The sequence below is a fragment of the Agrobacterium sp. 22-210-1 genome (genome assembly GCF_053522525.1).
Genome location: NZ_JBNWCI010000001.1, coordinates 177,862 through 204,241, shown reverse-complemented (window position 1 = coordinate 204,241; position 26,380 = coordinate 177,862). Strand labels below are relative to the sequence as shown.

Here is a 26,380-nt window from a genome sequence, read left to right as displayed (position 1 = left end):
TCGGCCTTAACGCCGCGTCCAGCGAAATGACAGGATGTTGCGGCCACCTTCAGCCGCCTCGCCCAGGGCAAAGGACGGCGTTTCGCCGGGCTGGCGGGTACGCAGATGGGGAAAGACCACCACATTGCTGTCGGCCGCCGCCGCACGGTTGCGCCGCTCCCGTTCGCCGACGATCTCATACAAGTCCGTCAGGGCCGGATCGGTGCCCTGTTCAGCCATCTTGTGCAGTTCCACGCGGCAGGCTTCTGCTGCCGCGGGCTCATCATCATGGAAATTATTGCGCTCGTCGCTCATCGCCGGAGGTCCGTTCATTCATCGTCTGCAGCGCCCGCTCCAGACTGGATTTGCTGCCATTGCGCAGCGGAATGAACGTCTTGCCGAATTTCTTGCAACCCGACTTCACCCGCAGACACGCATCGTGGCTGATACAGTCGATCGGGCAGAAAACGCAGTCGACGGAAGGAAGAACGGTATCGATGCGCGACACCGCCTCACGCAATCCCCCATCGTGATGGATAAGTTCGGCGCCGAAATTGCTGGCGATCTGGCGAAGATGGGCAACCTGACAGTCACGGCCGCCAACATAAAGAAAGCTCTTCGGCCCGGAAAGCTGCTGTTCGGCCACGTCCTTTTCGTTTTGAGGCGTGCCCTTGCCCTGCTTGCCGCCGCGTTCGGCCTTCTTCTTTTCCTTGCGTGCCATTCCCTCACCTGCCGGTTGATTTTTCATGCCCCGGACGTTCGGGATAGCGGCACCATAATAAAGATGAGTTTTGGAGTAAAGTATAAAGGTGATCATTTTCCTCATGTTTTGACGCAAAACATCGATCACATATTCGCGAGACCCCGTCCCGCTTAGCCGTTTAGCCGCAATCCACCCATGAAAAGCTGCTCCAGATGCCGGGCCGCATCTTCAAAACGACCATCGCCGCCGTTTTTGTCACCCAGCACAGCCCGCACCTGCACATCGAAATCCGCATAGTGCTGGGTGGTCGACCAGATCGAGAAGATGAGATGGTAGGGGTCACATTTGGCGATCCGGCCGGCCTTCACCCAGGCACGGATCACCTCGGCCTTTTCATCCACCAGTTGCTTCAGCGGTCCTTTAAGCTCATCCTCGATATGCGGCGCGCCCTGCAGGATTTCATTGGCGAACAGCCGGCTTTCACGCGGGAAATCCCGCGACATTTCCAGCTTGCGGCGAATATAGGAGCGGATTTCGCTTTCCGGATTGCCCTCGGCGTCAAAAGCCCTGAGCGGATCAAGCCATGTATCCAGCACCCGCTCGATAAGCGCGCGATGCATCGCCTCCTTGGTGCGGAAATAATAAAGCACATTCGGCTTGGACATGCCGGCCGCCTCGGCAATCTGGTCTATGGTGGAACCACGGAAGCCGTTGATGGAAAATACGCTGAGCGCTGCCTCGAGGATAGCTTCCTGCTTTTCCTCCTGAATGCGGGTCCGCTTCTGTGTTTTCGCTGCGCGCGGTATGGCCATTCTCTGCTCTCTGTTTCTTTTCGATGCAATTGCCGCTACAGTATGATTAAAAAATAATCGACGCGTACAGTTTGGGCAAAATTAGTGCGATTCGTCACGAAAGTCCCTTGCTGACGTCATCGCAAATTTGCATTGTTTACCAGCCGGTCAATTTATCCATCATCGCCAGCACAAGGCAATGGCTGTTATCTTAGTCGGCAAAAACGGGAACGGCACAAGCTTTGCTTCGATAAAAACAAAACAGGTGAGGACGACATTTCATGGCGGCGGGTAAGAACTTGACGGTCAATGGCGACCGTCTGTGGGATAGTCTGATGGACATGGCGAAGATCGGCCCCGGCATCGCCGGCGGCAATAATCGCCGCACACTGACGGATGAGGATGGGGAAGGCCGCCACCTGTTCAAGCATTGGTGCGAGGCGGCGGGGCTGACGCTCGGCGTCGACCGCATGGGCACCATGTTCGCAACCCGCCCGGGCGAGGACCCGGATGCGCTTCCCGTCTATATCGGCAGCCATCTCGACACCCAGCCGACGGGCGGCAAGTTCGATGGCGTGCTTGGCGTGCTGGCCGGGCTGGAGGTGGTGCGCAGCCTTGATGACCTCAATATCAGGACCAAACACCCGATCACCGTCACCAACTGGTCCAACGAGGAAGGCGCACGTTTTGCGCCCGCCATGCTGGCATCAGGCGTCTTTGCCGGCATCCACGATCTCGACTACGCCTATAGCCGCACCGACACCGACGGCAAGACCTATGGTGACGAACTGAAGCGCATCGGCTGGCTGGGCGAGGAAGACGTCGGCGCGCGCAAGATGCACGCTTATTTCGAATATCACATCGAACAGGGACCTATCCTGGAGGCGCAAGGCAAACAGATCGGCGTCGTCACCCATTGCCAGGGGCTATGGTGGCTGGAAGTGACGTTGACCGGCAAGGAAGCCCATACCGGCTCCACCCCGATGGCCATGCGCGTCAATGCGGGCCTTGCCGCCGCCCGCATTCTCGAAAAGGTGCAGGAAGTGGCGATGGCCCACCAGCCGGGCGCCGTCGCCGGCGTCGGCCAGATGATCTTCACCCCCAATTCCCGCAACGTGCTGCCCGGCAAGGTGGTCTTCACCATCGACCTCAGAACCCCCTCACAGGCGAAACTCGACAGCATGCGCGCCATCTTCGAACGCGAGGTGCCTGTTATTGCCGAAGAACTCGGCGTCGGCTGCACGATCGAGGCCATCGGCCATTTCGACCCCGTCACCTTCGATCCGGTGCTGGTCGGCCGCGTGCGCGCCGCCGCCGAAAGACTGGGCTACAGCCACATGGACATCATCTCCGGCGCCGGCCACGATGCCTGCTGGACGGCAAGGGTCGCCCCCTCCACCATGATCTTCTGCCCCTGCGTGGACGGGCTTTCCCACAACGAAGCCGAGGAAATTTCGCAGGAATGGGCCGCTGCCGGCTGCGACGTGCTGCTACATGCGGTGCTTGAGACTGCGGAGATCGTGGAATGATCGTACCCACGATGGCAGGCCCCCTCATCCGACCCTTCGGGCCACCTTCTCCCCGGCGGGGAGAAGAAACGCGCGGCAATGTTTTCGCCACCACCACCGACGTCATAAAAACCTGCGACGGTGCCTCCCATTTCTTCTCCCCGCCGGGGAGAAGGTGGCCCGAAGGGCCGGATGAGGGGGCAAGGGTCATGGCAAACCACACCGGTAAAAAAGCATCGAAACGCCATTCCGGCAAAACCACGCAAGCCCGGACACTCCGCCGCGACGAAACCGACGCAGAATACCGCCTCTGGTACGAACTGAAAAACCGGGGACTCAACGGCTTCAAATTCAGCCGGCAAGTTCCTCTCGGCCCTTACATCGCGGATTTCGTCTGCCGCGAAAAAATGCTGATCGTCGAGTTGGACGGATCGCAGCACGCCTCTTCCGCACATGATAGGCAACGGACGTTCTGGCTCAACGCACAGGGCTATGCCGTTCTTCGGTTCTGGAACCACGAGATTTTCGAAGACATCTCCTCCACGCTCAATACCATCCTCGCCGTGCTGAACGCCGAGACTTTCCTGCCCGATCATCCCGACCGTTATTCGCCAGTCATCGCTACCGGGAACATGCACCAATGACCGCCACCATCATCAAGAACGGCACCATCGTCACCGCCGACCTCACCTACAAGGCCGATGTGAAGATCGAAGGCGGCAGGATCACCGGGATTGGACCCGATCTGACGGGCGGCACGGTGCTCGATGCCACCGGATGTTATGTCATGCCCGGCGGCATCGATCCGCATGTGCATCTGGAAATGCCCTTCATGGGCACCTATTCCGCCGATGATTTCGAGAGCGGCACGCGGGCGGCGCTCGCCGGTGGCACCACCATGGTGGTGGATTTCTGCCTGCCGGAGCCGGGGCAGTCGCTTCTCGATGCCCTGCAACGATGGGACAACAAGGCGACACGCGCCAATTGCGATTATTCCTTCCACATGGCCGTCACCTGGTGGGGCGAGCAGGTCTTCAACGAGATGAAGACGGTGGTTCGGGAAAAGGGCATCAACTCCTTCAAGCACTTCATGGCCTATAAGGGCGCGCTGATGGTGAATGACGACGAGATGTTCGCCTCCTTTTCGCGCTGCGCCGAACTGGGCGCCATTCCCTTCGTGCATGCGGAAAACGGCGATATCGTCGCGCAGATGCAGGAAAAACTGATGGCGGCAGGCAATGTCGGGCCGGAGGCGCACGCCTACTCCCGTCCTCCCTCCGTGGAGGGTGAAGCAACCAACCGCGCCATCATCATCGCCGATATGGCGGGTGCGCCGCTTTATGTCGTCCACACATCGTGTGAGCAGGCCCATGAAGCGATCCGCCGCGCCCGGCAAAACGGCATGCGGGTCTATGGCGAACCGCTGATCCAGCACCTGATCCTTGACGAAAGCGAATATGCCAATGCCGACTGGGATCACGCCGCCCGCCGGGTGATGTCGCCGCCCTTCCGCAACCGGCAGCATCAGGACAGCCTCTGGGCGGGTCTGGCCTCCGGCTCGCTGCAATGCGTGGCGACCGACCATTGCGCCTTCACCACCGAGCAGAAACGTTTCGGTATTGGTGATTTCCGCAGGATACCGAACGGCACCGGCGGGCTGGAAGATCGCATGCCGCTGCTCTGGACCCATGGTGTGGCGACCGGACGCCTGACGATGAACGAATTTGTCGCCGTCACCTCCACCAACATCGCCAAGATCCTCAACATCTATCCGAAAAAGGGCGCAATCCTCGTTGGCAGCGATGCCGATATCGTCGTCTGGGATCCGGCACTGAAAAAGACCATCAGCGCGGCGAGCCAGCAGTCGGCCATCGATTACAATGTGTTTGAGGGACAAAAGATCAGGGGACTGCCGCGCTTCACCCTGTCGCGCGGTCTCGTCAGCATCGAGGAGGGCAGCATCGAAACGCAGCCGAGCCACGGCCAGTTCGTCGCCCGCGACCCCTACCCCGCCGTCAGCCGCGCGCTTTCCACCTGGAAGGAACTCGTTTCGCCGCGCCGGGTGGAACGCAGCGGCATCCCGGCATCGGGCGTGTAACCATGAGCACTGAAGCAAGACGTGAGATCATCATCGCCGCTGCCGTTCTTTTAAACGAGCGGCGGCAGATGCTGGTGGTGCGCAAGCGCGGCACCACGCAATTCATGCAACCGGGCGGCAAGATCGACCCCGGCGAAACACCGCAACAGGCGCTTCACCGCGAACTTGCCGAGGAAATCGGCCTGATGTTGCCGGACCATGCCGTTCGTTATGAGGGCGTTTTTCGCGAGGAAGCCGCCAATGAGCCGGGGGCAGATGTCGTCGCCCATGCTTTTACAGCCAGACTTCATACCGAGGTCCTGCCGCAGGCGGAAATCGAGGAAGTGCGCTGGCTCGATCTCGACGCCAAACCCGATCTGCCGATCGCCAGACTCACCGAAACCCGCATGCTGCCACTGGCGCGCGCGGCCCTGATGGAAAGCGAAACCAAGCCACGATGAATCCGGCCTCCCCCTATTCCGTCGTTTCCGCCAGAAATCTCGGCCTCACCTTCGAAACGGGGGATGGCCCGGTACATGCGCTGTCCAATGTCGACCTGGAGGTCGGCAAGGGCGAATTCGTCTCCTTCATCGGCCCGTCGGGCTGCGGCAAGACCACCTTTCTCAGGGTCATCGCCGACCTCGAAAAACACACGTCGGGAGAGATCACCGTCAACGGCACGACGCCGGAAACCGCCCGGCAAGACCGATCCTACGGTTATGTCTTTCAGGCCGCAGCGCTTTATCCCTGGCGCAGCATCGAAAAGAACATCGCCTTGCCGCTCGAAATCATGGGTTACACCAAAGCCCAGCAGCGCGAACGCATCGACCGCACGATGGACCTCGTCAACCTCAACGGTTTCGGCAAGAAGTACCCCTGGCAGCTTTCCGGCGGCATGCAGCAGCGCGCCTCCATCGCCCGCGCGCTCGCCTTCGATGCCGACCTGCTGTTGATGGATGAGCCCTTCGGCGCGCTGGACGAAATTGTCCGCGATCACCTCAACGAACAGCTTCTGAAACTCTGGGATACGACCGGCAAGACCATCTGCTTCGTCACCCATTCCATTCCGGAAGCCGTTTATCTCTCGACGAAAATCGTCGTCATGTCGCCGCGGCCGGGTCGGGTGACGGATGTGATTACGTCCACCTTGCCGAGGGAGAGGCCGCTTGAGATCAGGGAAACGCCGGAGTTTCTTGCGATTGCGCATCGTGTGCGTGAGGGGTTGAAGGCGGGGCATAGCTATGAGGGGTGACTTGAGAAACGAGGCCTTCGCGGCAGGCGTTACCCCCCTCTGCCCTGCCGGGCATCTCCCCCTCAAGGGGGGAGATTGGCAAGAGGCGCGACCGCCGCTTCATTCGCAAACATTGAGATGGTCGAGACCTAACCACGAGTCGATCTCCCCCCTTGAGGGGGAGATGTCCGGCAGGACAGAGGGGGGTAAGCGGCGTCACCCTCGGAGCAAGCACAAATCCCACCCACGGAGGCTCCCCCAATGACCCTCCTCCGCCACCGCATCCTCCCCATCCTAACCGTCCTCCTCGCCATCCTCATCCTCTGGCACCTCGCCGTCATCTATCTCAACATGCCCTTCGCCCGCGACCAGGCCATCCGCGCCGGCCAGACGCCAAGCTTCTCGCAACTCCTGCCGCAAACCTTCGCACAGGAACGCCCGGTTCTCCCCGCCCCGCACCAGATTGCCGCCGAACTGTGGGACACCACCGTCAACAAGGCGATTACCTCCAAACGCAGCCTCATCTATCATGCCGGTGTCACACTCTCCGCCACGCTGCTCGGTTTCGCCATCGGTGCGGTGCTCGGCATCCTGCTTGCCGTCGCGATCATCCACAATCGCGCCATGGATCGCTCCGTCATGCCGTGGATCATCGCCAGCCAGACGATCCCGATCCTCGCCGTTGCACCGATGATCATCGTCGTCCTGAATTCCATCGGCATTTCCGGACTGCTGCCGAAGGCGCTGATCTCCACCTATCTTTCCTTCTTCCCCATCGTCGTCGGCATGGTGAAGGGTCTCAGAAGCCCGGAAACCATCCAGCTTGATCTGATGCACACCTATAATGCCTCGCCTGCGCAAATCTTCTGGAAGCTGCGCTGGCCCGCCGCACTCCCTTATCTCTTCACCTCGCTGAAGATCGCCATTGCGATTGCGCTGGTCGGCGCCATCGTCGGCGAATTGCCGACGGGGGCCGTCGCCGGTCTCGGCGCGCGGCTGCTCTCCGGCTCCTATTATGGCCAGACGGTGCAGATATGGGCGGCACTGTTCATGGCCGCCGGTGTCGCGGCCCTGCTGGTGTCCATCATCGGCATCGCCCACGCCGCGGTCCTGAAACGAATGGGAGCAAGGCCATGACGAACCCCGGCTGGTTTTTCGGCGCGATCCTGTTCTGGCTTGCTGCCTGGGCCTGCAACGAATGGCTGGTACGCCGCAGATTTTCCGCGCAGGCGGCAAAACGCGCAAGCCGCATCGCCGTACCCCTTCTCTTCGGGCTGGCCATTCTCGCCATCTGGGAAGGTGTGGTGCGCGGGTTTTCCGTGCCGCCCATCCTGCTGCCGGCACCCAGCGCCATTCTTGCCCGCCTTCTTGGCTCCCTGCCGATCCTCTGGGCCGATTTCCGCCAGACCTTCCTCAAATCGGTGCTGACGGGTTATGTGCTCGGCTGCGGCCTCGGCTTCATCGTCGCCATTCTCATCGACCGATCGCCCTTCCTCCAGCGCGGGCTGCTGCCCATCGGCAATTTCGTCTCCGCTCTGCCGGTGGTCGGCATCGCCCCCATCATGGTCATGTGGTTCGGCTTCGACTGGCAGTCGAAGGTGGCGGTCGTCGTCATTATGACCTTCTTCCCGATGCTGGTGAACACGGTGCAGGGGCTTGCCGCTTCCAGCCACATGGAACGCGACCTGATGCGCACTTATGCCGCCGGCTGGTGGCAGACATTGGTAAAGCTGCGCCTGCCCGCCGCCTGGCCCTTCATTTTCAATGCGCTGAAGATCAATTCCACGCTGGCGCTGATCGGCGCCATTGTCGCGGAATTCTTCGGCACACCCATCGTCGGCATGGGTTTCCGCATCTCGGCGGAAATGGGCCGCAGCAATGTCGATATGGTCTGGGCCGAAATCGCGGTCGCCGCACTGGCCGGCTCAGGCTTTTACGGTCTGGTGGCGCTCGCAGAGCGGGCCGTCACCTTCTGGCATCCGTCCGTCCGTGGGGGACGAACGTAAATAACGAAAAAGGGAACAGCGATGAAAATGAAACTTGCATCCATGCTTCTTGCCGGCGCGTCACTGATGACGGCCTTCAGTGCGCAGGCCGCCGACAAGATCACCCTGCAGCTGAAATGGGTGACCCAGGCACAATTCGCCGGTTATTACGTTGCCAAGGACAAGGGTTTTTACGAAGCCGAAGGCCTTGATGTCGACATCAAGCCGGGCGGCCCGGATATTGCACCGGCACAGGTTCTGGCCGGCGGCGGTGCGGATGTGATCGTCGACTGGCTGCCATCCGCACTCGCCACCCGTGAAAAGGGCGTGCCACTGGTCAATATCGCCCAGCCATTCAAATCGTCGGGCATGATGCTGACCTGCCTGAAAGAAACCGGCGTCACCAAGCCCGACGACTTCAAGGGTAAGACGCTGGGCGTCTGGTTCTTCGGCAACGAATATCCGTTCCTGTCGTGGATGGCGCACCTGAAAATCCCAACCACCGGCGGCGCGGATGGCGTCACCGTCCTGAAGCAGGGCTTCAATGTCGATCCGCTGCTGCAAAAGCAGGCCGCCTGCATTTCCACCATGACCTATAATGAATATTGGCAGGTTATCGACGCCGGCATCAAGCCGGAGGAACTCGTCACCTTCAAATATGAGGACGAAGGCGTGGCGACGCTCGAAGACGGGCTTTATGTTCTCGAAGACAAGCTGAAGGACGCCAAGTTCAAGGAAGACATGGTCAAATTCGTCCGTGCCTCCATGAAGGGCTGGAAGTGGGCGGAAGAAAACCCTGACGATGCGGCCGACATCGTTCTCGAAAACGACGCCTCCGGCGCCCAGACCGAAAAGCACCAGAAGCGCATGATGGGCGAAGTGGCAAAACTCACGGCCGGCTCGAAAGGCGCGCTCGACAAGGCGGATTACGACCGCACCGTCAAGACGCTGCTCGGCGGCGGGTCCGATCCGGTCATCACCAAGGAACCATCCGGCGCCTACACCACCGAAATCACCGATGCGGCGCTGAAATAGTCAAATCGAACCCCAAAGCATGGAACGCGCGGCTCCGCCCGCGCGTTTCGTTTTTCAGTGGTAACGTATTTGATGAATTGCAATATCCGGCCCTATACAAAAATGTATATCAACCATCGTGGCTATGCGGATTGATTTGCACGACAACAACAATTAGAGTCCCGCCCACAAGACTGCCAAATTTGATCTTGTAGAAAAAGCACAAGGCAAGGTGCTTGAGATTCGCGTTGAGGGGCGTTTGAATCGGGAGGATCGAAAAGGAAGTATTGTGATCCCTTGTTTCACATTCGCTATCGCATGACCTATTAAAACACGCCTCACGGCTGCAGGACATGTGATCGGATATTGCGCGAGCCAAGACACATGCAGCATAAAGTTACTTTTAACCGCTTCGTTTTCGTCCTTCTTTCCGCAACGGCCCTGCCCTTTTCGGCTGCCGCCGAAGGCGAAGCGCCGGCACCGGTCAAACAGCAGAACCTGCCCTCCATCATCGTGGCGCACGCCGCAAAACGCGATCTCGTGGACCGCATCATCGCGACAGGCACAATCCGCCCCGTGGACGAGATCTACGTCCAGCCGCTGGTTGACGGCCTGTCGATCGACACGCTGAATGCCGATATTGGCGACCGGGTGGAAGCCAATGCGGTTCTGGCCGTGCTTTCCTCCGACAGCCTTGTGCTGCAAAAGAGCCAGCTTGAGGCCAACAAGGCCAAGGCCGAAGCCTCCGTCACCCAGTCGAAAGCGCAGGTGCTGGAAGCGCAGGCCAATCTCAACGATGCCCTTCGCCAGCGTGACCGCGCCGCCAAGCTCGGCCAGAGCGGCTCCGGTTCCGTCTCCGAGACTGAAAAGACCGAAGCCGCCGCGCAGGTGGCACAGGCCCGGCTGGAGGCAGCAAAACAGGCGGTGTCCGCCGGCGAGGCTGACATCAAGGTCGTCGCCGCGCAGATCGACGATATCGATCTGAAACTGACCCGCACCGGCGTGAAAACTCCTGTCGCCGGCATCGTCTCAGCCAAGAACGCCAAGGTCGGGGCCATTGCCAGCGGTGCCGGAAATCCGCTTTTCACCGTCATCAAGGATGGCGCGATCGAACTCGTCGCTGATCTCTCGGAAACCGATATCCAGAAGGTCAAGGCCGGTCAGAAAGCCTATTTGACGGTTGCCGGCGGAGCCCAGAAAATAGAGGGCAAGGTGCGCCTCGTTTCGCCGACCGTCGATCCGACGACGCGCCTCGGTTCCGTGCATGTGGTGCTGCCGGAAAACAGCCCGGCACGATCAGGCATGTATGCCAGCGCCGAGATCATCGTTGAAGAGACGAACGCGCTTGCCCTGCCGCTATCGGCCGTCACGTCCGGACGCGAAGGCTCGACCACCCGCAAGGTGGAAGGCGACGTCGTCAAGCAGGTGAAGATCGAGACCGGCATAGAAGACAGCGGTTTCATCGAAATTGTCAGCGGCCTTGCCGCTGGAGACAAGGTTGTCGAGAAAGCTGGAGCATTCGTGCGCGATGGTGACCGGATCCGCCCGGTTGAAGCCCAGACGGCTGCGTCCAACTGACTGAGGGAATGAAATGAACTTCTCCGCATGGTCAATCCGTAACCCGATTGCGCCGCTTCTCGGCTTCGCGCTTTTGATGATCCTCGGCATGCAGGCCTTCAAGACCCTGCCGATCACCCGTTTTCCGAATATCGACGTCCCCGTCGTTGCCGTCACCGTGACCCAGAGCGGCGCTTCGCCCTCCGAGCTGGAAATGCAGGTGACGAAGGAGATCGAAGACGCGGTCGCCGCCATCAGCGGCGTCGATGAAATACAGTCCAGCGTAGTCGACGGCCAATCGACGACCACGGTCGTCTTCCGCATCGAAAAGCCGACGGAAGAGGCGGTTCAGGACACGAAGGACGCCATCGACAAGATCCGCAGCGATCTGCCCGCCGATATCGAAGTGCCTGTCGTCAGCAAGATCGACGTCGAAGGCCAGGCGATCCAGACCTTTGCCGTTTCTTCGCCGAACATGACGCTCGAAGAACTGTCCTGGTTCGTCGACGACACGATCAAGCGCTCGCTGCAGGGCCAGTCCGGCATCGGCAAGGTCGACCGTTACGGCGGTGCGGACCGGGAGGTGCGCGTTTCGCTCAGCCCCGAAAAGCTTGATGCCTATGGCATCACCGCAAGCGAGGTGAACAGCCAGCTGCGCGGCACCAACGTCGATCTCGGATCCGGCCGCGGCCAGGTCGGCGGCAATGAGCAGACGATCCGCACGCTCGGTGACACCCGCGACGTGACGCAGCTTGCCAACACCACCATCGCGCTCTCCAACGGCCGCTTCGTCAAGCTTTCCGAACTGGGTACGGTGACCGACACCTATCAGGAACAGAAATCCTTCTCGCGGTTCAACGGCAACCCCGCCGTCACCTTCGCGGTGTTCCGCTCCAAGGGTGCAAGCGAAGTCTCGGTCGCCGAAACCGTGGCGGAAAGCCTCGAAAAGGTCCGCAAGGATCATCCGGAAGTCTCGATCCAGATGGTCGATGACGCCGTCTATTTCACCTATGGCAACTACAAGGCGGCGCTTGATACGCTGATCGAGGGCGCCATCCTCGCCATCATCGTGGTCCTGCTTTTCCTTCGCAACTGGCGCGCCACCCTGATTGCCGCCGTCGCGCTACCGCTTTCCGCGATCCCGACCTTCTGGATCATGGATATCATGGGCTTCTCGCTCAACCTCGTCAGCTTCCTGGCGTTGACGCTCGCCACGGGTATTCTCGTGGACGACGCCATCGTGGAAATCGAGAACATCGCCCGTCACATCAAGATGGGCAAGACGCCTTATCGGGCAGCGCTCGAGGCCGCCGACGAAATCGGTCTCGCCGTCATCGCCACCAGCTTCACCATCATCGCCGTCTTCGTGCCTGTCTCGTTCATGCCCGGCATTCCCGGTCAGTACTTCATCCAGTTCGGTCTGACGGTTGCCTTCTCGGTGTTCTTCTCGCTGGCAGTGGCCCGCCTCATCACACCGCTGATGGCGGCCTATCTGATGCGCGCCGAAGACGCGATGGACGACCATCACGATAATGACGGCCGGCTGATGAAGGCCTATACGCGCATGGTTTCCGCCACCACCCGCAAATGGTGGGCGCGTTACCTCACGCTCATCGGCGCCGTCGGCTTCCTAGTCGCCTCCGTCATTCTTCTCGCCGGCGTTCCGGGCAGCTTCCTGCCGCCGGACGACGCATCGCGCGTGACGCTCTCGGTGGAACTGCCGCCCAATGCGACGCTGGATGAAACCGACCGGACGACGACCGAAATCTTCCATGCCATCCGTGACATCAACGGCGTGGAAAGCGTCTTCATTCTCGGCGGCGCTTCGCCCAAGGGCGATCTGGAACTTCGCCGCGCCACCGTCAACGTCATCCTCCAGCATATCGACCACTCATTGCTGAAGGTGCTGGTCAACAAGGGTCTGGGCTCCATTCCGCTCATCGGCCAATATCTTCCGAAGGTGGAAGAAAAGGGCCGCACACGTCCGCAATGGGATGTGGAGCGGGACATCTTCGCCAAGGTCCGCGCCATTCCGGATGTGCGCATCATCAAGCTGAACGACCGTGCGGAACGCGAACTGAGCTTCAACTTCCTGTCGTCAAACGAGAAGGACCTGAACGACGCCGTCGGCATTCTCGAAAGCCGCCTGCGCGCCTCACCCATCCTTGCCAATGTCAGCTCGGAAGGCGCGTTGCCGCGTCCGGAATTGCAGATCCGCCCGCGCAAGGATGAAATCGCCCGCCTCGGCATCACGCCGCAGCAGATTTCGCAGACGGTTCGCGTCGCCACCATCGGCGATATCGACGCCCAGCTGACGAAGATTTCTCTGGATGACCGGCAGATTCCGATCCGCGTGCAGGCGTCCATCGATACCCGCCGCGATCTCGCCACCATCCGCGCCCTGAAGATCAAGACCGCATCCGGCTCGCTGGTGCCGCTCTACAGCGTTGCCGATATCGACTATTCGGAAGGTCCGAGCTCGATCAAGCGCAACGACCGCAACCGCGTCGTCTCCATCGGCTCCGACGTGCCATTCGGTACGGCGCTCGATACCTCGACGGCCGAATTCAAGCGGATCGTCGAGGAAACCAAGCTGCCGGCAAGTGTGCGCCTGGCGGAAAGCGGCGATGCCAAGGTGCAGGGTGAAATGCAGCAGGGCTTCGTCAACGCCATGCTGCTTGGCCTGCTGCTGGTGCTTGTCGTGCTCATCCTGCTGTTCAAGGATGTCATCCAGCCCTTCACCATCTTGTTCTCGCTGCCGCTCGCCATCGGCGGCGTGGCCGTCGCGCTCATCATCACCCAGAACGCGCTGTCCATGCCGGTTCTCATCGGCATCCTGATGCTGATGGGCATCGTGACGAAAAACGCCATCCTCCTGGTAGACTTCGCCATCGAGATGCGCCGTCACGGCATGGAGCGGGTGCATGCCATGATCGAGGCCGGTCGCAAGCGCGCCCGCCCGATCATCATGACCTCCATCGCCATGTCGGCAGGCATGTTGCCCTCCGCACTCGGCGTCGGCGAAGGCGGCTCGTTCCGTGCGCCGATGGCAATCGCGGTCATCGGCGGCATCATCGTCTCAACCGTTCTGTCGCTGATCGTGGTTCCTGCCTTCTTCCTGATCATGGACGACCTGTCGCGCCTGCTCGCCCACCTCTTCGGCCGCTTCGTCGGCAAGAAGGAAGAGGAGGAAGAGGCTCTCTCCAACGAGAAACTCTCGGAGATCGCCCGCGAAAACAGCCTGGCACTCTCCTCGCTGGAGGCGCGGGTCGCCGGCATGGAAAAGGGCACCGGCGACAAGGCCGCAGACAAGGGCAGCAACATATTGCGGCTGCCGCCGCTTGCTGCGGAATAAAGCTTGCAGAATAAAGATTGAAACGCCGGGCCTTTTGCCCGGCGTTTTTTTGGGCGGACGTTTAAAGGGCAAAACGTCGCCGCTTGTTTCTTCTCCCCGCCGGGGAGAAGGTGGCCCGAAGGGTCGGATGAGGGGGCAACCTTGCCGAATCCCTCTACCCTCGCCCCCTCATCCCGCTGCCGCGACCTTCTCCCCCTCGGGGAGAAGAAATATGTGACAATCGCCCGCCCCATATTTCCCTCTGTGCTTTGAAACACGAACGGCCCGTCATTTCCTCTCACATAACGACTGCAACCCCGTTTGATCGAAATCAATTCGCTTTTCAGGTGAACTGCTAATCTCCCTCGCATCGGGAATTGCCGGTCGAAGGATAATGCGATGAGTTCTTTGCAGATAGGCGTGAGAGAGACGGAACATCCCCGGTTTCGTATCGCTTCGGACAGCCCGGCAAAAGGTTTGAGCGGGAGCCGGATGGACGTGAACAAGACCGTGAAGCTGAGCAACAGGGACAGGAACATTCTGCTGCGCGCGCCCTTGATCGGGATAGCGGATGACGCAGTGGCGTTGAAGCTGATGGAGGCGGCGACCATCATCAATGTCAACGCCCGCCATGTGCTCTTCAAGGAAGGCGAAGCGGCGCAGCATTTTTATTGCGTTCTGTCGGGTTATATCAGGCTTTACCGGCTGGACAGGCATGGGCGCGAGGCGGATGTGCGCGTCAGCGGTCCGGGCGATACCTTCAACGAATGCCTGATTTTCGGCAGCGACACCTATCGCTACAGCGCGCAAGCGGCGGAAAGCTGCACCGTGGCGCGTTTCGAGCTCGCGAAAATCCGGGCGTTGATCGATCAGGAACCGGCAATCGCCAAAGCCGTCATGCGCTGCCTTTCCAACAGCCTGCTTGGCACCATGGATTGCATCGCCAACGATCGGCTGCAGACCGCGCCACAACGCGTCGCCCATTATCTCATCAATCAGGGCCCGCGTGATGCGACATCCTTTTCGCTGCGGCTGCCGTTCCAGAAAAGCCTGCTTGCCGGCAAGCTCGGCCTTGCGCCGGAAGCCCTGTCACGCGCCTTCTCGGCGCTGAAAAAATCAGGCGTCACCGTGCGTGGCCGCATCGTGCAGGTCAATGACGTCGCCGCATTGAAGCAGATCTGAAGACAGCGGGAGAGGAAGAAGGGCGGGATGCCAGCCGGCAGCCCGCCTTTCGCCGTTCCGGAAAGGTCAGATCAACCCGGCTGCGGCACGAAGCGGAAGGCGTCGCCCTGCCGTTCAATATGGAAAAAGCCGCCAAGATGGCCACCGGACACCAGCCAGCCGTGATCGGCCGCCTCGGCCAGCGCCGAAAGACGGGTGGCATAGGCAAGTTCGGAATCGATATCGTAAACGAAAGCGATTTCAGGATCGTCAGCCTGCAATCCACTCACATGCAGCACATCACCCCACAATAACAGCCGGTTATCACCGCTGCCGATGAGATAGCCGGCATGCCCCGGCGTGTGGCCGGGCATGGCGATCGCCTCGATATCGTCGGCAACCGTTCCCATGGGGATCGGCCGCAGCATGGCACCACAGATATCGAGCAGCCGGGCGGCGAGATCGAAACCGCCCTGCCGGGCAGGCGGCAGGGTCTTGCGGGCATCCGCACTGGAGAAAAAGCCAAGATCGGCCTCCGGCACCCATATTTCCGCATTGGGAAAATAAGGCCGGTCGCCATCAATGAGGCCAAGCGCATGGTCGCCGTGAATATGGGTGAGGATGACACGCGTCACATCGGCCGGCTGAATACCGGCGGTGATCATCGCCGCGCGGGCATGGCCATAGGCCGCACCCCAGGCGGTGCCGCAACCGGCATCGATCAGCCAGATGCCATCAGGCCCGGAGAGCGCGAAACAATTGACATCCACATCCACCGTCTCGCCTTCAAGCCCGGCAAGAACCGCGGCCAGCGCAATCTCGCCCTGCCGATGGATGAGATGGCCGACCGGCGCCTTGTAGACGCCGTCGACAAAACGGGACACGGCATAGGGGCCGAAACGAAGAGGCGTATTCATGGCTCAGAGACCGCCCTGCTCTTTCAGGAAGCCGACGATATGCTCCACCCCATCGCCCCGCTTCATATCGGTGAAGACGAAGGGCATGGCATTGCGCATGCGGGTCGCATCATTATCCATTACGGTCAGATCGGCCCCGACGTAAGGTGCGAGATCCTTCTTGTTGATGACCAGCAGATCGGAGCGGGTGATGCCTGGCCCGCCCTTGCGCGGAATTTCCTCACCCTGACAGACGGAGATCACATAGATGGTGATATCGGCAAGATCGGGCGAAAAGGTCGCGGCGAGATTGTCGCCACCGGATTCGATGAAGACGACATCCAGATCGGGAAAGCGCGCATTAAGCCCGGCAATCGCCTGCAGATTGATCGTCGCATCCTCGCGGATAGCGGTATGCGGGCAACCGCCCGTCTCCACACCGACAATACGCTCCGACGGCAGCGCCTGCATGCGCACCAGCGCCTCGGCATCCTCTTTCGTATAGATATCGTTGGTAACGACGGCGACGGAATAATCGGCGCTCATCGCCTTGCAGAGCTTTTCCGTCAGCGCCGTCTTGCCCGAACCAACCGGCCCGCCAATGCCAACACGCAACGGGCCATTGCCCGATTTCATGCCCGATTTCACGACTGTGTTTCCTTCACTATGCTTTGCTATTTTCTCACAATAGTCCCTCAGCGGGACGCTTCAAGATATGCAAGGATCGTGCCGCTTGTTTCTTCTCCCCGAAGGGGAGAAGGTGGCCCGAAGGGTCGGATGAGGGGGGGAACGTTGCCGGATTTCGGGGAGCTCGCCCCCTCATCCCGCTGCCGCGACCTTCTCCCCTTCGGGGAGAAGAAACAGACGGCATGCGCTCGCTCCATCGATGCTGTAACTTTCAAGAGCGGAAAAGCCGCGTGCCCTGCACCTCGTGGCGCATCGCGGCCGTATCGGCGATGATCGTCGCGCTGCCGAGGTCATCGAGCGTGGATTGCGCAGCCCGCGCAGCCATCTCCTCAATCACCGCTTCGCTTGCTGCCAGAATGACGACACCATCCTTCTGGCCTGCCACGCCAAGGCGGATGCCGGCCGAAACCATTTGCGAGACGCCGGCATGTGCGAAAGCGGCAAGTGTTTCCCTGAGCGGCACTCCATGCGCGGCGGCCACGGCCCCGACGGCGACAGGATATGGACATTCCTCCGGCAACAGTTCCAGAACCGCATGCGGCCATGCGCCCGCGGCGGCGACGAAGGCATCACCCAGAAGTATCGTTTCGCGATATCGTTCCGCTGCGCCAGCCAGCGCCCGCGCCAGAGTGGCCGTTTCATTCAGGGCGGCGGCATCGCTGCCCCTGCGCCAGCCTTCCGCCAGAAACACCGCGTCGTTCCAAAGGCTGCCGTGGCGCAGAAGCGTCTCCACCCAGCCAAGAAGACCGGCTGCATCAGGCACACGCCCATCCTCAACCGCCTTTTCAAGCCCGCCGGAATAGGAAAAACCGCCAACCGGAAAGGCCGGCGACAGCCAGGCCATCAGCCGCAGCAACGCGGCAACGCCGCGATCGTCGCTCACGGATCAACCGTGATCATGATGGTGGTGATCATGCCCGTGACTATGGGAATGGCCGCCATGGGCGTGATACGCGCCGCGAGCCGGCTGGAAAGGTTCCTCCACCTCGCGCACCGTGGCGCCGAGACCTTCGAGCATGGCGCGGATGACGTGGTCGCGCAGGATGAGAATGCGCTCTTCTTCGATCTGTGCCGAAAGATGCCGATTGCCCAGATGCCAGGCAAGCTCGATCAGGTGAAGCCGATCCTTCGGCGTGATTTCAAACAGCTTTTCAGCCGCGGCCCGAACCTCGATCAGATCGCCGTTTTCCACCACCAGAAGGTCGCCATGGGCAAACAGCACGGCTTCCTTCAGGTCGAGCATCACCATCTCGTCATTTTGCAGATGCAGCAGCTTGCGGCGCAGATGCCGCTGGTCATGCGCCAGCGTGACATAACCGGAAGGCTCGTCGCCAGGGGTTCCGGCAGGATGGTAAGAGGTAACGCGCAGCATGGATGATCCGTTCGAAAACTGTCTTGGGGATCTGATTTTTGCCGGATAGGCTGGGGGATTTCAAGGCGCGATTTCAGGGCACATGGCCACCAGAATGACAAAGCCCGGCATCACAGCCGGGCCAAGTGCAAACCTCTCTCCACTTTCGCCGTCATATCCTCGGGCTTGACCCGAGGATCCACCCGTCAGGCGTTTATGGATCCTCGCCTCAAGGGCGAGGATGACGGAGGAGAGGTTTTCGCCTGCTGTCGGCACCCGAAGACACGGCATCGGTGCCGGGCCTTCACAAAACCAAAATCAGGCCGCAGCGCGGCTTTTCAGGTTTTCCAGAATGTTCTGCGGCGCGGAAACGCCGTAAGGGTCGGATTCGCAATTATCCTGATAGCCCTCTTCCTCGAACCACTGCTCCACCAGACCGTCATTGATGACGGCGGCGTAACGCCAGGAGCGCATGCCGAAACCAAGATTGTCCTTGGCGACCAGCATGCCCATCTTGCGGGTGAACTCGCCCGAACCATCCGGAATGACCTTGACGTTTTCGAGGTTCTGGCCCTTTGCCCAGGCATTCATGACGAAGGCATCGTTGACCGACAGGCAATAGATTTCATCCACGCCGAGCGCGCGGAATTCGCCAGCCAGCTTTTCGAAATCGGGAAGCTGATAGGTCGAGCAGGTCGGCGTGAAGGCGCCCGGCAGCGAAAACAGAACGACCTTCTTGCCCTTGAAATAATCATCGGAGGTCATGTCCTGCCAGCGGAACGGGTTGGGGCCGCCAACGGCCTCGTCACGAACGCGCGTGCGGAAAGTTACGGCGGGCACTTTTTTGCCGAGCATGGCTTTTCTCCTGATCAGGTGTTTTACGCGGATCGCTTGGGATCAATCCGCACGGAATTCTTTTGCCGTTTCCATAGCGCAAGATGCGCTGCGGTGCAGCATAAAAATCGGATTCAAGTCATCGAATGTACGAAATGCCGCATCGGCAGAGGATCAATTGTGGAGATCGACCGACCAGCGCAAAAGCGGCGGCAAGGGCGTCCACCAGCCTGTTCGAATACCGGCCTCGCGCAACATGGCGGCCGACCACGTGTTGCAGCCGGCCAGCGCATTAAACCAGCCATTCGCCTCGAAAAACGCGTCCGTCAGACCATAGGCGGCGCCGGGGACAAGCTGGACCTTGCCGTCATTTCTGACAAAACTTGCCCTGATACCGGCGAGAAGACGCTGATAGCCTGCTTCTGAAATACGAAGCCGTTTCACTCCGGCCATATCGGCGGGAAAGTCTCCCGTCACGTCCACATGCACCACCGATCGGTCAAGCGTGAACGAGCGCAGCACCGGCATCGGTTTCAGATCGGCCCAGGTGGGTGTCTCTATATAAAACGACCGTCCACCCCAGCCAAACACCAGATAGGCAGCTGCGGGATGATTGACGGCAATACCGTCCTCCTGCAATTCGGAGAACACCCGCCGCAGATCGTCATCGACCGGCAGGGCGATATCGGTGTGGATCGGATTGGACAATAGCAGAATCTCGCGATCCTTCGCGCCGCCGTCTGCATTGTCAGCGAAAAAGGGGCGCGGCACGAGGGTGCCGAGCACAAGAAACAGGACAATCAGCAGCACGCCGCCGCCGATCCACTTTGTGATAAATCTCAACACGAAACGCCGTTAAAACAGGAAATAACGCTGCGCCATCGGCAGCACGGTGGCCGGTTCGCAGGTCAAAAGTTCGCCATCCGCCCGCACCTCATAGGTTTCCGGATCGACCTCGATATGCGGGGTGAGCGAATTGTGGATCATCGACGCCTTGGAGATGCCGCCGCGCACATTCTTCACCGGCAGCAGCGTCTTGGCGACGCCAAGGCGCTGGGCAAGGCCGGCATCCAGCGACGCCTGCGAGACGAAAGTGACCGAGGAATTGGTACGCAGCTTGCCATAGGCGGCAAACATCGGCCGGTAATGCATCGGCTGCGGCGTGGGAATGGAGGCATTCGGATCACCCATCGGGGCGGCGGCAATCGAGCCGCCGAGTAGCACCATCTCTGGCTTCACGCCGAAAAAGGCCGGATTCCACAACACCAGATCCGCACGTTTGCCGACTTCGATGGAGCCGATCTCATGGCTGACACCCTGGGCGATGGCCGGGTTGATCGTATATTTGGCGATGTAACGGCGAACACGGAAATTGTCGTTTTCGCCGGTCTCTTCCTTCAGGCGGCCGCGCTGGCGCTTCATCTTGTCGGCGGTCTGCCAGGTGCGGATCGCCACCTCGCCGACACGGCCCATGGCCTGGCTATCCGACGAGATAATCGAAAACGCGCCGATATCGTGGAGAATATCCTCCGCCGCGATGGTTTCCTTGCGGATGCGGCTTTCAGCGAAGGCGATATCTTCGGGAATGGACGGCGACAGGTGGTGGCACACCATCAGCATATCCAGATGTTCGGCCAGCGTATTGACGGTATAGGGCCGCGTCGGGTTGGTGGAAGACGGAATGACGTTGGGATTGCCGCAGACCTTGATGATATCAGGCGCGTGCCCGCCGCCCGCCCCTTCGGTGTGGAAGGCATGAATGGTGCGGCCCCTTATGGCGGCGACCGTGTCTTCCACGAAGCCGCTCTCGTTCAGCGTGTCGGTGTGGATCATCACCTGCACATCATATTCATCGGCAACCGTCAGGCAATTGTCGATGGCGGCGGGCGTCGTGCCCCAGTCTTCGTGCAGCTTCAGCGAGGAGGCGCCGGCGAGGATCATCTCTTCCAGCGGCGCGGGCAGCGAGGCATTGCCCTTGCCGGCCAGCGCCAGATTCATCGGGAAGGCATCGAAGCTTTCGATCATCCGCTCGATATGCCATGCACCGGTGCAGGTGGTGGCAAGCGTGCCATGTGCCGGGCCGGAGCCGCCGCCCAGCATGCAGGTCACGCCGCTCATCAGCGCTTCCTCGATCTGCTGCGGGCAGATGTAATGGATATGCGCATCCATGCCGCCGGCCGTCAGGATCTTGCCTTCACCGGCAATCGCCTCCGTCGAAGGGCCGACGATGATCGTCACGCCCGGCTGCGTGTCCGGGTTGCCGGCCTTGCCGATGGCGTGGATGCGGCCATTCTTCAGGCCCACATCCGCCTTGTAGATACCGCTATGGTCAACGATCACCACATTGGTGATAACGGTATCGACAGCGCCTTGCGCCCGCGTCGCCTGACTCTGGCCCATGCCGTCGCGAATGACCTTGCCGCCGCCGAATTTCACTTCCTCGCCATAGGTCGTGTGGTCCTTTTCGATCTCGATGAAGAGTTCGGTATCGGCAAGACGCACCTTGTCGCCAACGGTCGGGCCGAACATGCCGGCATAGGCGGCGCGGGAAATCTTGTAAGGCATGGGCTCAGGCTCCTTCGGACGCGGAGAAAATCGATGTGGGAGAAATTCGTGTCAGCCGGCCCTCATTTGTGAGGGCTTCGACCAGTTGTTGTTCGGCGGCAAATGGATGGCCGCTCCAGCCCTGATGACCGAAACCGGCAATCGCCACCTCGTCACCATCGCCGCTCACACTCTCGAGAACATGGGCGATGGCAAAAAGGCCGGTGCTGGGGCAGACATAGGGCGCGGGCGTATAGGCTTCGAGCGCCACATCCAGCCTGTCATGCACGCCGCGGGGAATGACGATGTGGCTCTTGCCGGTTTCCCGCGCAATTGCAGTGAAAGCGGCGGTATAATCGGCGCAGAAATCGGTCAGTTCCGGCCAGCGCCGGCGAATATCCGGCTCCATTTCGGCAAATTTTGCCGGATCACGCACCGACCAGATGGCGGTAGCCTGCCGCACCCCATCACTGTCGCACCAGTCGGTGCCTTCCGTCATCTCACGGCCCGGCCGCCCCGTGTTGCAGACAGCCACCACATCGGTGCGCGTGCCGCCAGGCCCCAGCGACCGGCAGTCATTAAAGCGGATGACGATGTCGGAACGGTCGATGAAATCAGCCGCACCCAACGGCAATTCCCCGTTTCCGACAATCGTGATGCGCCGCCCCATGCCGTTCAGAAACCCTCGCCAAGCTGGCGCAGTTCTTCAGCGCGCTTGCCGCTCATTTCAGCGAGGCAGGACGAAATCAGCATCGGCTCCATCGTGCCGCCGCGGGCCTGAAAGCCGGAAAGGGCACAATTGGCATCGCGGAACGCCACCCAGGCACGCTGGGCCGCCACGAGCGCCTCGGTCGCGCCCTTGCCGTCCGCATCCGCCGTCTTGTCGCGCGCAGTGAGCGCCTTGCGCAGCTTCTGGTATTCGGCGTTGAGCTGCTTGTCGGCCTTTTCATAATCCTTGCCAGCGCAGATGGTCATATCCGTCTGCGTTTCCGGCGCTTTGCAATCCGGCTCATCCTGCGCCGCCGCCGGCAGCGACAAGCCGCCGGTCAGCAGCAAGGCTGCCACGAAACCGAAGTTCTTCCTGCTCATACCCATCATTCAGGCCGCCGCGCCATCGAAAGCCTGCGGCTTCAGCGCCCGGGGATCGACGCCATCGAGACAATTGGCGTTCACCGCCACCATCGGCGTTCCATCCGGCCCATCGGCATAGGCGAAACTCTCAATGCCGCAGGTGGAGCAGAAAAGATGATGAATATGGTGCTTGTTGAAGAGGTATTCCGTCAGTTTGTCCTCGCCGGAAAGCAGGGTGAATTTCTCGCGCGGCGCAAAGGCGAGCGTGGAACCCAGACGCTTGCAGCGTGAGCAATTGCAGACAATGGTGTGATCGAGATCGGCATCGACCTCGAAGCTGACGTCGCCGCATTGGCAGCTTCCATGATAATGCGCACTGGCCATTTCATAACCTCCCCATGACCTGTTGACGAAAACCGTAAACCTCACGCTTGCCGGAAAGCGGCACCAGCGTCACTTCCCGCTTCTGGCCGGGTTCGAAACGAACCGCCGTGCCTGCGGGAATATCGAGACGCATGCCGCGCGCCCTGTCGCGCTCGAAAATAAGCCCGGCATTGGTCTCGAAGAAATGGTAATGGCTGCCCACCTGCACCGGCCGGTCGCCCGAATTGGCCACCTCGATCGTCACCGTCGGCTGGCCGGCATTGAGCTCGATGGTGCCCTCTGCGGCAATGATTTCGCCTGGCTTCATGGTGCTCTCCCTTATCTGTTTCAGGCGGCGGTCGCGGCCGGACAGCCTTCGGCTTTCAGCACGCGCGTCGTTGACGCCGGATTGTTGACGAGTTTTGCCGTCGGGCGGACCGGCCTGCGAACCAGCTCACCGCCGCAATTCGGGCAGGCGCCTTGAAGCACATCCGTCACACAATCAACGCAGAAGGTGCACTCGAACGAGCAGATCATTGCATCCCGGCTGTCGGGTGCAAGATCGCGGTCGCAGCATTCGCAATTGGGCCTCAGTTCCAGCGCCATGCCACCCTCCTCTATCGGATCGGTTCGTGGACGGTCACCAGCTTGGTGCCATCCGGAAACGTCGCTTCCACCTGCACATCATGGATCATCTCGGCGATGCCTTCCATCACCTGATCGCGGGAAATCACATGCGCGCCAGCTTCCATCAGGTCGGCAACGGCGCGGCCGTCACGGGCGCCCTCGACGACGAAATCGCTAATCAGCGCAATCGCTTCCGGATAATTCAGCTTCACGCCACGCTCCAGCCGGCGGCGCGCCACCATGGCGGCCATGGAAATCAGCAGCTTGTCTTTTTCTCTTGGGCTAAGGTTCATCGTCGTCCCGCAGCTTTCGCACCTGCTCCGCAAACCACTGAGGGTTTCGGGGAACAGATCCGACTTGTTTGACAGACCCCGGAAGGTCGCCTGTCGCGGGCGATCCGGAGGTTACAGATTCCAGACTTTCGGCACTGGCGCGCCGTTTCGCAAGAGCGAAATGATCGGAAAAAGCAATTTTCTGAGGGAGAAACCATCGGCGGCAGAGACGCGCACGACAAGCTTGCCCTGCCATTCGCTGGCGCCGCCGCTTTCACCGGCAATAGCCCGGATTTTAGGCAGAAGCGCCTCGGAGAGAGGCCCGATATAAAGCAGCGTCGCAAAGGCGACCTGACCGGCCAGAACCGCCGGCCTTACGGTCAGCTCCGCCACCTCACCCTCAAGCAGAAGCTCTTCGGCATGCACCAGCTTTCCCCCGTGGCGAATGCGCCAGCGGTCACGAAAAAGACCATGCGCCATCGCCTCGCCCATGGCCTGACGCCCGAGCAGCACGGCTTCGACAGCGATGAATTCTGAAGTTGCGTCGAGATCGGCTTCCAGCCTGCGGGTCAGGGAGGCCCGGTCGAAGAGGATTGTTTCCTGCGGCAGCCAGTGCAATTTTGCGCCTGGCCCGGCGGAAACGCGGGCAGTCACAGTGGCAGTTCCGGACGAAGCCTTATAGACCTTTTCGCAGGCCTGCGTTGTCACCACCAGCGAGGTGCCGGCACCGGCCGTGGCCTGCCACTCTATTTCGTCTCCGCCGGTCAAGCCGCCGGAAGAATTGATGAGAATGGCCTCGGCTTCGTTCGAAAACGTATCCGGCAGTCGGATTTTGGCGCAGCCTTCCTGAAACAACTCGTCCAGCCGGCTGCGACCTTCAACCGCCTTGGTTACAATGCGTCCTCTGCCACGGGCGCGCTGCTGCCGGACAGGTTGAGCGTCTTCGCAACCGGAAGTGCCGATGGCTTGCTGTTGCTGCTGCACGCGGTCTCCGATGTAGTTGCGGAAGCGGACGAGGCATTGGCGCCACAATCCTTCTTGACGACGGCGTCCACCACCAGCTGCCCTTCCGTATTACGGAAGAAGTCCCACATTCTTTCGGCCGCATCAACCGTGCGGGTCACTTCGCCTGTGGGCATCTTGCGCTCCACGGCGGGTTCCGCCTTCGGCGTCTGTTCGCCGCCGGGTTTGCGGGTAACGACGGCGCTCGCGGCCAGCACTTCCGCCTTCATGGCGGCGCGCGGCCAGGCATGGTCCCAGTTTTCGATGACATAAGACTGGATGCGCGCACCGCCCTTGCAGACATCATAGGAATTCACGGTGAAGCTCTCACCCGGCTTGGTTTTGGCGCCGCCCTTGCAACCATCCATCTCGGCCCAGCGCTTCAGCGCCGTCTCACCGCCATATTGCCAATAGGATTTGCCACCACCCTGATAGGGGTTGGCGGGATCCTTCAACCCGGCAAAGGCGATGATCGACATCGGCCGCGCCGGTGCGCAGCTTGCCGCATCCGGTCCCCACTTGCCTTCGGTCTCCAGCGGATAACCCGCGCGCAGCGAAGCGACGAAACCGGCAGCGGTGAAATCCGCGCTGCCATTGCAGATGAATTGCGACAGCATGCGCCCGCCGCCGGAATAACCGGAACCGTAAAAGCGCTCTTCATCCACGCAGAATTTGCCCTTGACCATGTCAATCGCATTGCGAATGAAACCGACCTCATCCAGTCCGCCGGGGCGCGTGGTAACGCCCGGCACGTTCCAGGCATGGGTGCCGGGTAATTCGCCGTTCAAACTGCCAGCCAGTGCCACGACCATCAGGCCATCACGCTCGGCAAGCTTGTCCCAGCCGCTGCGGTTCAGCTGACCGTGCGGATTGCTGTTGGAGCCATGGAAATCGAATACCACCGGCAACGGCTTTTTTCCGTCATAGGCGGAGGGAACGAAATAGACGCCGTCGCGTTTATGCCCGTTAGAGAGAATGGAAAAATCATGCCGGCCTGGCTCCATGCCGGGTCCGGGAAGCTGACCGCAGGTCGATGCCGACGCCGCGGCACCGGCGCTTGCGCACATCGCAATGCCCAGAACGAGGGTGCGGGCGGAGCGGAACAACCGGGCAGCCCGGCCAGTTGCAAAGTCTTGATGCATTGACACGCCTTTATTGGCACTATGTCTCCGACGATACGTCGGAGGTGCATGGAATGTAAGGGATCAACTGTCGCGGCGTGCGAATAGACTTTTCCTGTGTCTCGCATGCAGCATTTGCGCTGCCAATATCACAGGCTTTTATTCAACGAAATGCTAAAATTGCGCATAAAAGCCATGCAGAGGCGCATAGGCTTTCAAAATATTAATCGGCCGTTTGCACGCCGTGATCGGCGCGAAGCATTTTTAGTCTC

The 26,380-nt window shown here is 60.5% G+C and carries 28 protein-coding genes and 1 pseudogene; 11 read left to right on the top strand and 18 right to left on the bottom strand.

Annotation, left to right across the window (positions count from 1 at the left end):
- Positions 1 to 6: 6 nt before the first annotated feature.
- The 3 genes and pseudogenes from ACQZ5F_RS01030 to ACQZ5F_RS01020 all read right to left on the bottom strand — a co-directional run bounded on the left by ACQZ5F_RS01030 (position 7) and on the right by ACQZ5F_RS01020 (position 1,494).
- Entirely contained in the window at positions 7 to 294 is a 288-nt protein-coding gene (locus ACQZ5F_RS01030; protein WP_225339248.1) for a hypothetical protein, read from the bottom strand.
- Positions 275 to 598: pseudogene (locus tag ACQZ5F_RS01025) on the bottom strand (DUF2325 domain-containing protein); the annotation flags it as partial. The pseudogene ACQZ5F_RS01025 and the gene ACQZ5F_RS01030, both read right to left, overlap by 20 nt.
- A 254-nt stretch (positions 599 to 852) precedes the next feature.
- Positions 853 to 1,494, bottom strand: coding sequence for a TetR family transcriptional regulator C-terminal domain-containing protein (locus tag ACQZ5F_RS01020; RefSeq protein WP_046797836.1), 642 nt, complete (start codon positions 1,492 to 1,494; stop codon positions 853 to 855).
- 260 nt (positions 1,495 to 1,754) lie between these two features.
- Between ACQZ5F_RS01020 and ACQZ5F_RS01015 the strand changes: the two genes are divergently transcribed.
- The 11 genes from ACQZ5F_RS01015 to ACQZ5F_RS00965 all read left to right on the top strand — a co-directional run bounded on the left by ACQZ5F_RS01015 (position 1,755) and on the right by ACQZ5F_RS00965 (position 15,361).
- Positions 1,755 to 3,002, top strand: coding sequence for a Zn-dependent hydrolase (locus ACQZ5F_RS01015; protein ID WP_225339250.1), 1,248 nt, complete (start codon positions 1,755 to 1,757; stop codon positions 3,000 to 3,002).
- The gene (locus ACQZ5F_RS01010; RefSeq protein ID WP_225339251.1) at positions 2,999 to 3,625 is read left to right on the top strand and encodes an endonuclease domain-containing protein; all 627 of its coding nucleotides are present in this window, start codon (positions 2,999 to 3,001) and stop codon (positions 3,623 to 3,625) included. The genes ACQZ5F_RS01015 and ACQZ5F_RS01010 overlap by 4 nt, the downstream gene beginning before the upstream one ends.
- Positions 3,622 to 5,079 (top strand): dihydropyrimidinase, encoded by a 1,458-nt coding sequence (gene hydA / locus ACQZ5F_RS01005; RefSeq protein ID WP_225339252.1) that lies wholly within the window; start codon positions 3,622 to 3,624, stop codon positions 5,077 to 5,079. The genes ACQZ5F_RS01010 and hydA overlap by 4 nt, the downstream gene beginning before the upstream one ends.
- A 2-nt stretch (positions 5,080 to 5,081) precedes the next feature.
- Positions 5,082 to 5,519: an NUDIX hydrolase gene (locus ACQZ5F_RS01000; RefSeq protein WP_052818205.1), complete on the top strand. Its 438-nt coding sequence runs from the start codon at positions 5,082 to 5,084 to the stop codon at positions 5,517 to 5,519.
- Positions 5,516 to 6,310: an ABC transporter ATP-binding protein gene (locus tag ACQZ5F_RS00995; protein WP_225339253.1), complete on the top strand. Its 795-nt coding sequence runs from the start codon at positions 5,516 to 5,518 to the stop codon at positions 6,308 to 6,310. Before ACQZ5F_RS01000 ends, ACQZ5F_RS00995 begins: the two co-directional genes overlap by 4 nt.
- Before the next feature lie 240 nt (positions 6,311 to 6,550).
- Positions 6,551 to 7,426 carry an ABC transporter permease gene (locus ACQZ5F_RS00990; RefSeq protein WP_225339254.1) on the top strand — a complete coding sequence of 292 codons (876 nt, stop codon included), beginning with the start codon at positions 6,551 to 6,553 and terminating at the stop codon, positions 7,424 to 7,426.
- Positions 7,423 to 8,295, top strand: a complete 873-nt coding sequence (locus tag ACQZ5F_RS00985; RefSeq protein ID WP_046797830.1) for an ABC transporter permease — start codon at positions 7,423 to 7,425, stop codon at positions 8,293 to 8,295. Before ACQZ5F_RS00990 ends, ACQZ5F_RS00985 begins: the two co-directional genes overlap by 4 nt.
- A gap of 21 nt (positions 8,296 to 8,316) precedes the next feature.
- The gene (locus ACQZ5F_RS00980; protein ID WP_046797829.1) at positions 8,317 to 9,309 is read left to right on the top strand and encodes an ABC transporter substrate-binding protein; all 993 of its coding nucleotides are present in this window, start codon (positions 8,317 to 8,319) and stop codon (positions 9,307 to 9,309) included.
- A gap of 363 nt (positions 9,310 to 9,672) precedes the next feature.
- On the top strand, positions 9,673 to 10,866 hold the full coding sequence (locus ACQZ5F_RS00975; protein ID WP_046797828.1) for an efflux RND transporter periplasmic adaptor subunit: 1,194 nt from the start codon (positions 9,673 to 9,675) through the stop codon (positions 10,864 to 10,866).
- A gap of 13 nt (positions 10,867 to 10,879) precedes the next feature.
- Positions 10,880 to 14,200, top strand: a complete 3,321-nt coding sequence (locus ACQZ5F_RS00970) for an efflux RND transporter permease subunit (RefSeq protein WP_046797827.1) — start codon at positions 10,880 to 10,882, stop codon at positions 14,198 to 14,200.
- A gap of 471 nt (positions 14,201 to 14,671) precedes the next feature.
- Positions 14,672 to 15,361: a Crp/Fnr family transcriptional regulator gene (locus tag ACQZ5F_RS00965; RefSeq protein WP_046797826.1), complete on the top strand. Its 690-nt coding sequence runs from the start codon at positions 14,672 to 14,674 to the stop codon at positions 15,359 to 15,361.
- Positions 15,362 to 15,432: 71 nt separating this feature from the next.
- Here ACQZ5F_RS00965 and aidB read toward each other — a convergent pair whose 3' ends face one another.
- The 15 genes from aidB to ACQZ5F_RS00890 all read right to left on the bottom strand — a co-directional run bounded on the left by aidB (position 15,433) and on the right by ACQZ5F_RS00890 (position 26,129).
- Positions 15,433 to 16,257 carry an AidB family quorum-quenching N-acyl homoserine lactonase gene (gene aidB / locus ACQZ5F_RS00960; protein ID WP_225339255.1) on the bottom strand — a complete coding sequence of 275 codons (825 nt, stop codon included), beginning with the start codon at positions 16,255 to 16,257 and terminating at the stop codon, positions 15,433 to 15,435.
- 3 nt (positions 16,258 to 16,260) lie between these two features.
- Entirely contained in the window at positions 16,261 to 16,872 is a 612-nt protein-coding gene (gene ureG / locus ACQZ5F_RS00955; RefSeq protein WP_046797824.1) for an urease accessory protein UreG, read from the bottom strand.
- Positions 16,873 to 17,134: 262 nt separating this feature from the next.
- On the bottom strand, positions 17,135 to 17,806 hold the full coding sequence (locus ACQZ5F_RS00950) for an urease accessory protein UreF (RefSeq protein ID WP_225339256.1): 672 nt from the start codon (positions 17,804 to 17,806) through the stop codon (positions 17,135 to 17,137).
- 3 nt (positions 17,807 to 17,809) lie between these two features.
- On the bottom strand, positions 17,810 to 18,295 hold the full coding sequence (ureE, locus tag ACQZ5F_RS00945) for an urease accessory protein UreE (protein ID WP_052818209.1): 486 nt from the start codon (positions 18,293 to 18,295) through the stop codon (positions 17,810 to 17,812).
- Between the two features lie 297 nt (positions 18,296 to 18,592).
- The gene (locus tag ACQZ5F_RS00940; RefSeq protein ID WP_046797821.1) at positions 18,593 to 19,129 is read right to left on the bottom strand and encodes a peroxiredoxin; all 537 of its coding nucleotides are present in this window, start codon (positions 19,127 to 19,129) and stop codon (positions 18,593 to 18,595) included.
- Between the two features lie 153 nt (positions 19,130 to 19,282).
- Positions 19,283 to 19,954: a TIGR02117 family protein gene (locus ACQZ5F_RS00935; protein ID WP_225339257.1), complete on the bottom strand. Its 672-nt coding sequence runs from the start codon at positions 19,952 to 19,954 to the stop codon at positions 19,283 to 19,285.
- Positions 19,955 to 19,963: 9 nt separating this feature from the next.
- On the bottom strand, positions 19,964 to 21,673 hold the full coding sequence (gene ureC, locus ACQZ5F_RS00930; protein ID WP_046797819.1) for an urease subunit alpha: 1,710 nt from the start codon (positions 21,671 to 21,673) through the stop codon (positions 19,964 to 19,966).
- A gap of 4 nt (positions 21,674 to 21,677) precedes the next feature.
- The gene (locus tag ACQZ5F_RS00925; protein WP_225339258.1) at positions 21,678 to 22,322 is read right to left on the bottom strand and encodes a Urease operon accessory protein; all 645 of its coding nucleotides are present in this window, start codon (positions 22,320 to 22,322) and stop codon (positions 21,678 to 21,680) included.
- Between the two features lie 5 nt (positions 22,323 to 22,327).
- Positions 22,328 to 22,741, bottom strand: coding sequence for a lysozyme inhibitor LprI family protein (locus ACQZ5F_RS00920; protein ID WP_137002528.1), 414 nt, complete (start codon positions 22,739 to 22,741; stop codon positions 22,328 to 22,330).
- A 9-nt stretch (positions 22,742 to 22,750) separates the two neighbouring features.
- Positions 22,751 to 23,107 carry a GFA family protein gene (locus ACQZ5F_RS00915; protein WP_046797817.1) on the bottom strand — a complete coding sequence of 119 codons (357 nt, stop codon included), beginning with the start codon at positions 23,105 to 23,107 and terminating at the stop codon, positions 22,751 to 22,753.
- Between the two features lies 1 nt (position 23,108).
- Entirely contained in the window at positions 23,109 to 23,414 is a 306-nt protein-coding gene (locus tag ACQZ5F_RS00910) for an urease subunit beta (RefSeq protein WP_137085124.1), read from the bottom strand.
- 20 nt (positions 23,415 to 23,434) lie between these two features.
- A complete protein-coding gene (locus ACQZ5F_RS00905) occupies positions 23,435 to 23,692 on the bottom strand; it encodes a DUF1272 domain-containing protein (RefSeq protein WP_046797815.1) in 258 nt (85 codons plus the stop codon).
- Positions 23,693 to 23,703: 11 nt separating this feature from the next.
- On the bottom strand, positions 23,704 to 24,006 hold the full coding sequence (locus ACQZ5F_RS00900) for an urease subunit gamma (RefSeq protein WP_006315002.1): 303 nt from the start codon (positions 24,004 to 24,006) through the stop codon (positions 23,704 to 23,706).
- 111 nt (positions 24,007 to 24,117) lie between these two features.
- Positions 24,118 to 24,969, bottom strand: a complete 852-nt coding sequence (locus ACQZ5F_RS00895; RefSeq protein WP_046797814.1) for an urease accessory protein UreD — start codon at positions 24,967 to 24,969, stop codon at positions 24,118 to 24,120.
- Entirely contained in the window at positions 24,876 to 26,129 is a 1,254-nt protein-coding gene (locus ACQZ5F_RS00890; RefSeq protein ID WP_225339260.1) for a CE1 family esterase, read from the bottom strand. The genes ACQZ5F_RS00895 and ACQZ5F_RS00890 overlap by 94 nt, the downstream gene beginning before the upstream one ends.
- Positions 26,130 to 26,380 lie beyond the last annotated feature (251 nt).

What these genes read in the sequence shown, in the direction of transcription:
- ACQZ5F_RS01000 (WP_052818205.1), top strand. Translation starts at nt 5,082, where the DNA reads ATGAGCACTGAAGCAAGACGTGAGATCATCATCGCCGCTGCCGTTCTT.
- ACQZ5F_RS01010 (WP_225339251.1), top strand. Translation starts at nt 2,999, where the DNA reads ATGATCGTACCCACGATGGCAGGCCCCCTCATCCGACCCTTCGGGCCA.
- ACQZ5F_RS00995 (WP_225339253.1), top strand. Translation starts at nt 5,516, where the DNA reads ATGAATCCGGCCTCCCCCTATTCCGTCGTTTCCGCCAGAAATCTCGGC.
- hydA (WP_225339252.1), top strand. Translation starts at nt 3,622, where the DNA reads ATGACCGCCACCATCATCAAGAACGGCACCATCGTCACCGCCGACCTC.
- ACQZ5F_RS01030 (WP_225339248.1), bottom strand. Translation starts at nt 294, where the DNA reads ATGAGCGACGAGCGCAATAATTTCCATGATGATGAGCCCGCGGCAGCA.
- ACQZ5F_RS00920 (WP_137002528.1), bottom strand. Translation starts at nt 22,741, where the DNA reads ATGAGCAGGAAGAACTTCGGTTTCGTGGCAGCCTTGCTGCTGACCGGC.
- ACQZ5F_RS00965 (WP_046797826.1), top strand. Translation starts at nt 14,672, where the DNA reads ATGGACGTGAACAAGACCGTGAAGCTGAGCAACAGGGACAGGAACATT.
- ACQZ5F_RS01020 (WP_046797836.1), bottom strand. Translation starts at nt 1,494, where the DNA reads ATGGCCATACCGCGCGCAGCGAAAACACAGAAGCGGACCCGCATTCAG.
- ACQZ5F_RS00985 (WP_046797830.1), top strand. Translation starts at nt 7,423, where the DNA reads ATGACGAACCCCGGCTGGTTTTTCGGCGCGATCCTGTTCTGGCTTGCT.
- ureC (WP_046797819.1), bottom strand. Translation starts at nt 21,673, where the DNA reads ATGCCTTACAAGATTTCCCGCGCCGCCTATGCCGGCATGTTCGGCCCG.
- ACQZ5F_RS00890 (WP_225339260.1), bottom strand. Translation starts at nt 26,129, where the DNA reads ATGCATCAAGACTTTGCAACTGGCCGGGCTGCCCGGTTGTTCCGCTCC.
- ureE (WP_052818209.1), bottom strand. Translation starts at nt 18,295, where the DNA reads ATGCTGCGCGTTACCTCTTACCATCCTGCCGGAACCCCTGGCGACGAG.
- ACQZ5F_RS00975 (WP_046797828.1), top strand. Translation starts at nt 9,673, where the DNA reads ATGCAGCATAAAGTTACTTTTAACCGCTTCGTTTTCGTCCTTCTTTCC.
- ACQZ5F_RS00905 (WP_046797815.1), bottom strand. Translation starts at nt 23,692, where the DNA reads ATGGCGCTGGAACTGAGGCCCAATTGCGAATGCTGCGACCGCGATCTT.
- ACQZ5F_RS00910 (WP_137085124.1), bottom strand. Translation starts at nt 23,414, where the DNA reads ATGAAGCCAGGCGAAATCATTGCCGCAGAGGGCACCATCGAGCTCAAT.
- aidB (WP_225339255.1), bottom strand. Translation starts at nt 16,257, where the DNA reads ATGAATACGCCTCTTCGTTTCGGCCCCTATGCCGTGTCCCGTTTTGTC.
- ACQZ5F_RS00940 (WP_046797821.1), bottom strand. Translation starts at nt 19,129, where the DNA reads ATGCTCGGCAAAAAAGTGCCCGCCGTAACTTTCCGCACGCGCGTTCGT.
- ACQZ5F_RS00970 (WP_046797827.1), top strand. Translation starts at nt 10,880, where the DNA reads ATGAACTTCTCCGCATGGTCAATCCGTAACCCGATTGCGCCGCTTCTC.
- ACQZ5F_RS00990 (WP_225339254.1), top strand. Translation starts at nt 6,551, where the DNA reads ATGACCCTCCTCCGCCACCGCATCCTCCCCATCCTAACCGTCCTCCTC.
- ACQZ5F_RS00900 (WP_006315002.1), bottom strand. Translation starts at nt 24,006, where the DNA reads ATGAACCTTAGCCCAAGAGAAAAAGACAAGCTGCTGATTTCCATGGCC.
- ACQZ5F_RS00925 (WP_225339258.1), bottom strand. Translation starts at nt 22,322, where the DNA reads ATGGGGCGGCGCATCACGATTGTCGGAAACGGGGAATTGCCGTTGGGT.
- ACQZ5F_RS01015 (WP_225339250.1), top strand. Translation starts at nt 1,755, where the DNA reads ATGGCGGCGGGTAAGAACTTGACGGTCAATGGCGACCGTCTGTGGGAT.
- ureG (WP_046797824.1), bottom strand. Translation starts at nt 16,872, where the DNA reads ATGAAATCGGGCAATGGCCCGTTGCGTGTTGGCATTGGCGGGCCGGTT.
- ACQZ5F_RS00915 (WP_046797817.1), bottom strand. Translation starts at nt 23,107, where the DNA reads ATGGCCAGTGCGCATTATCATGGAAGCTGCCAATGCGGCGACGTCAGC.
- ACQZ5F_RS00980 (WP_046797829.1), top strand. Translation starts at nt 8,317, where the DNA reads ATGAAAATGAAACTTGCATCCATGCTTCTTGCCGGCGCGTCACTGATG.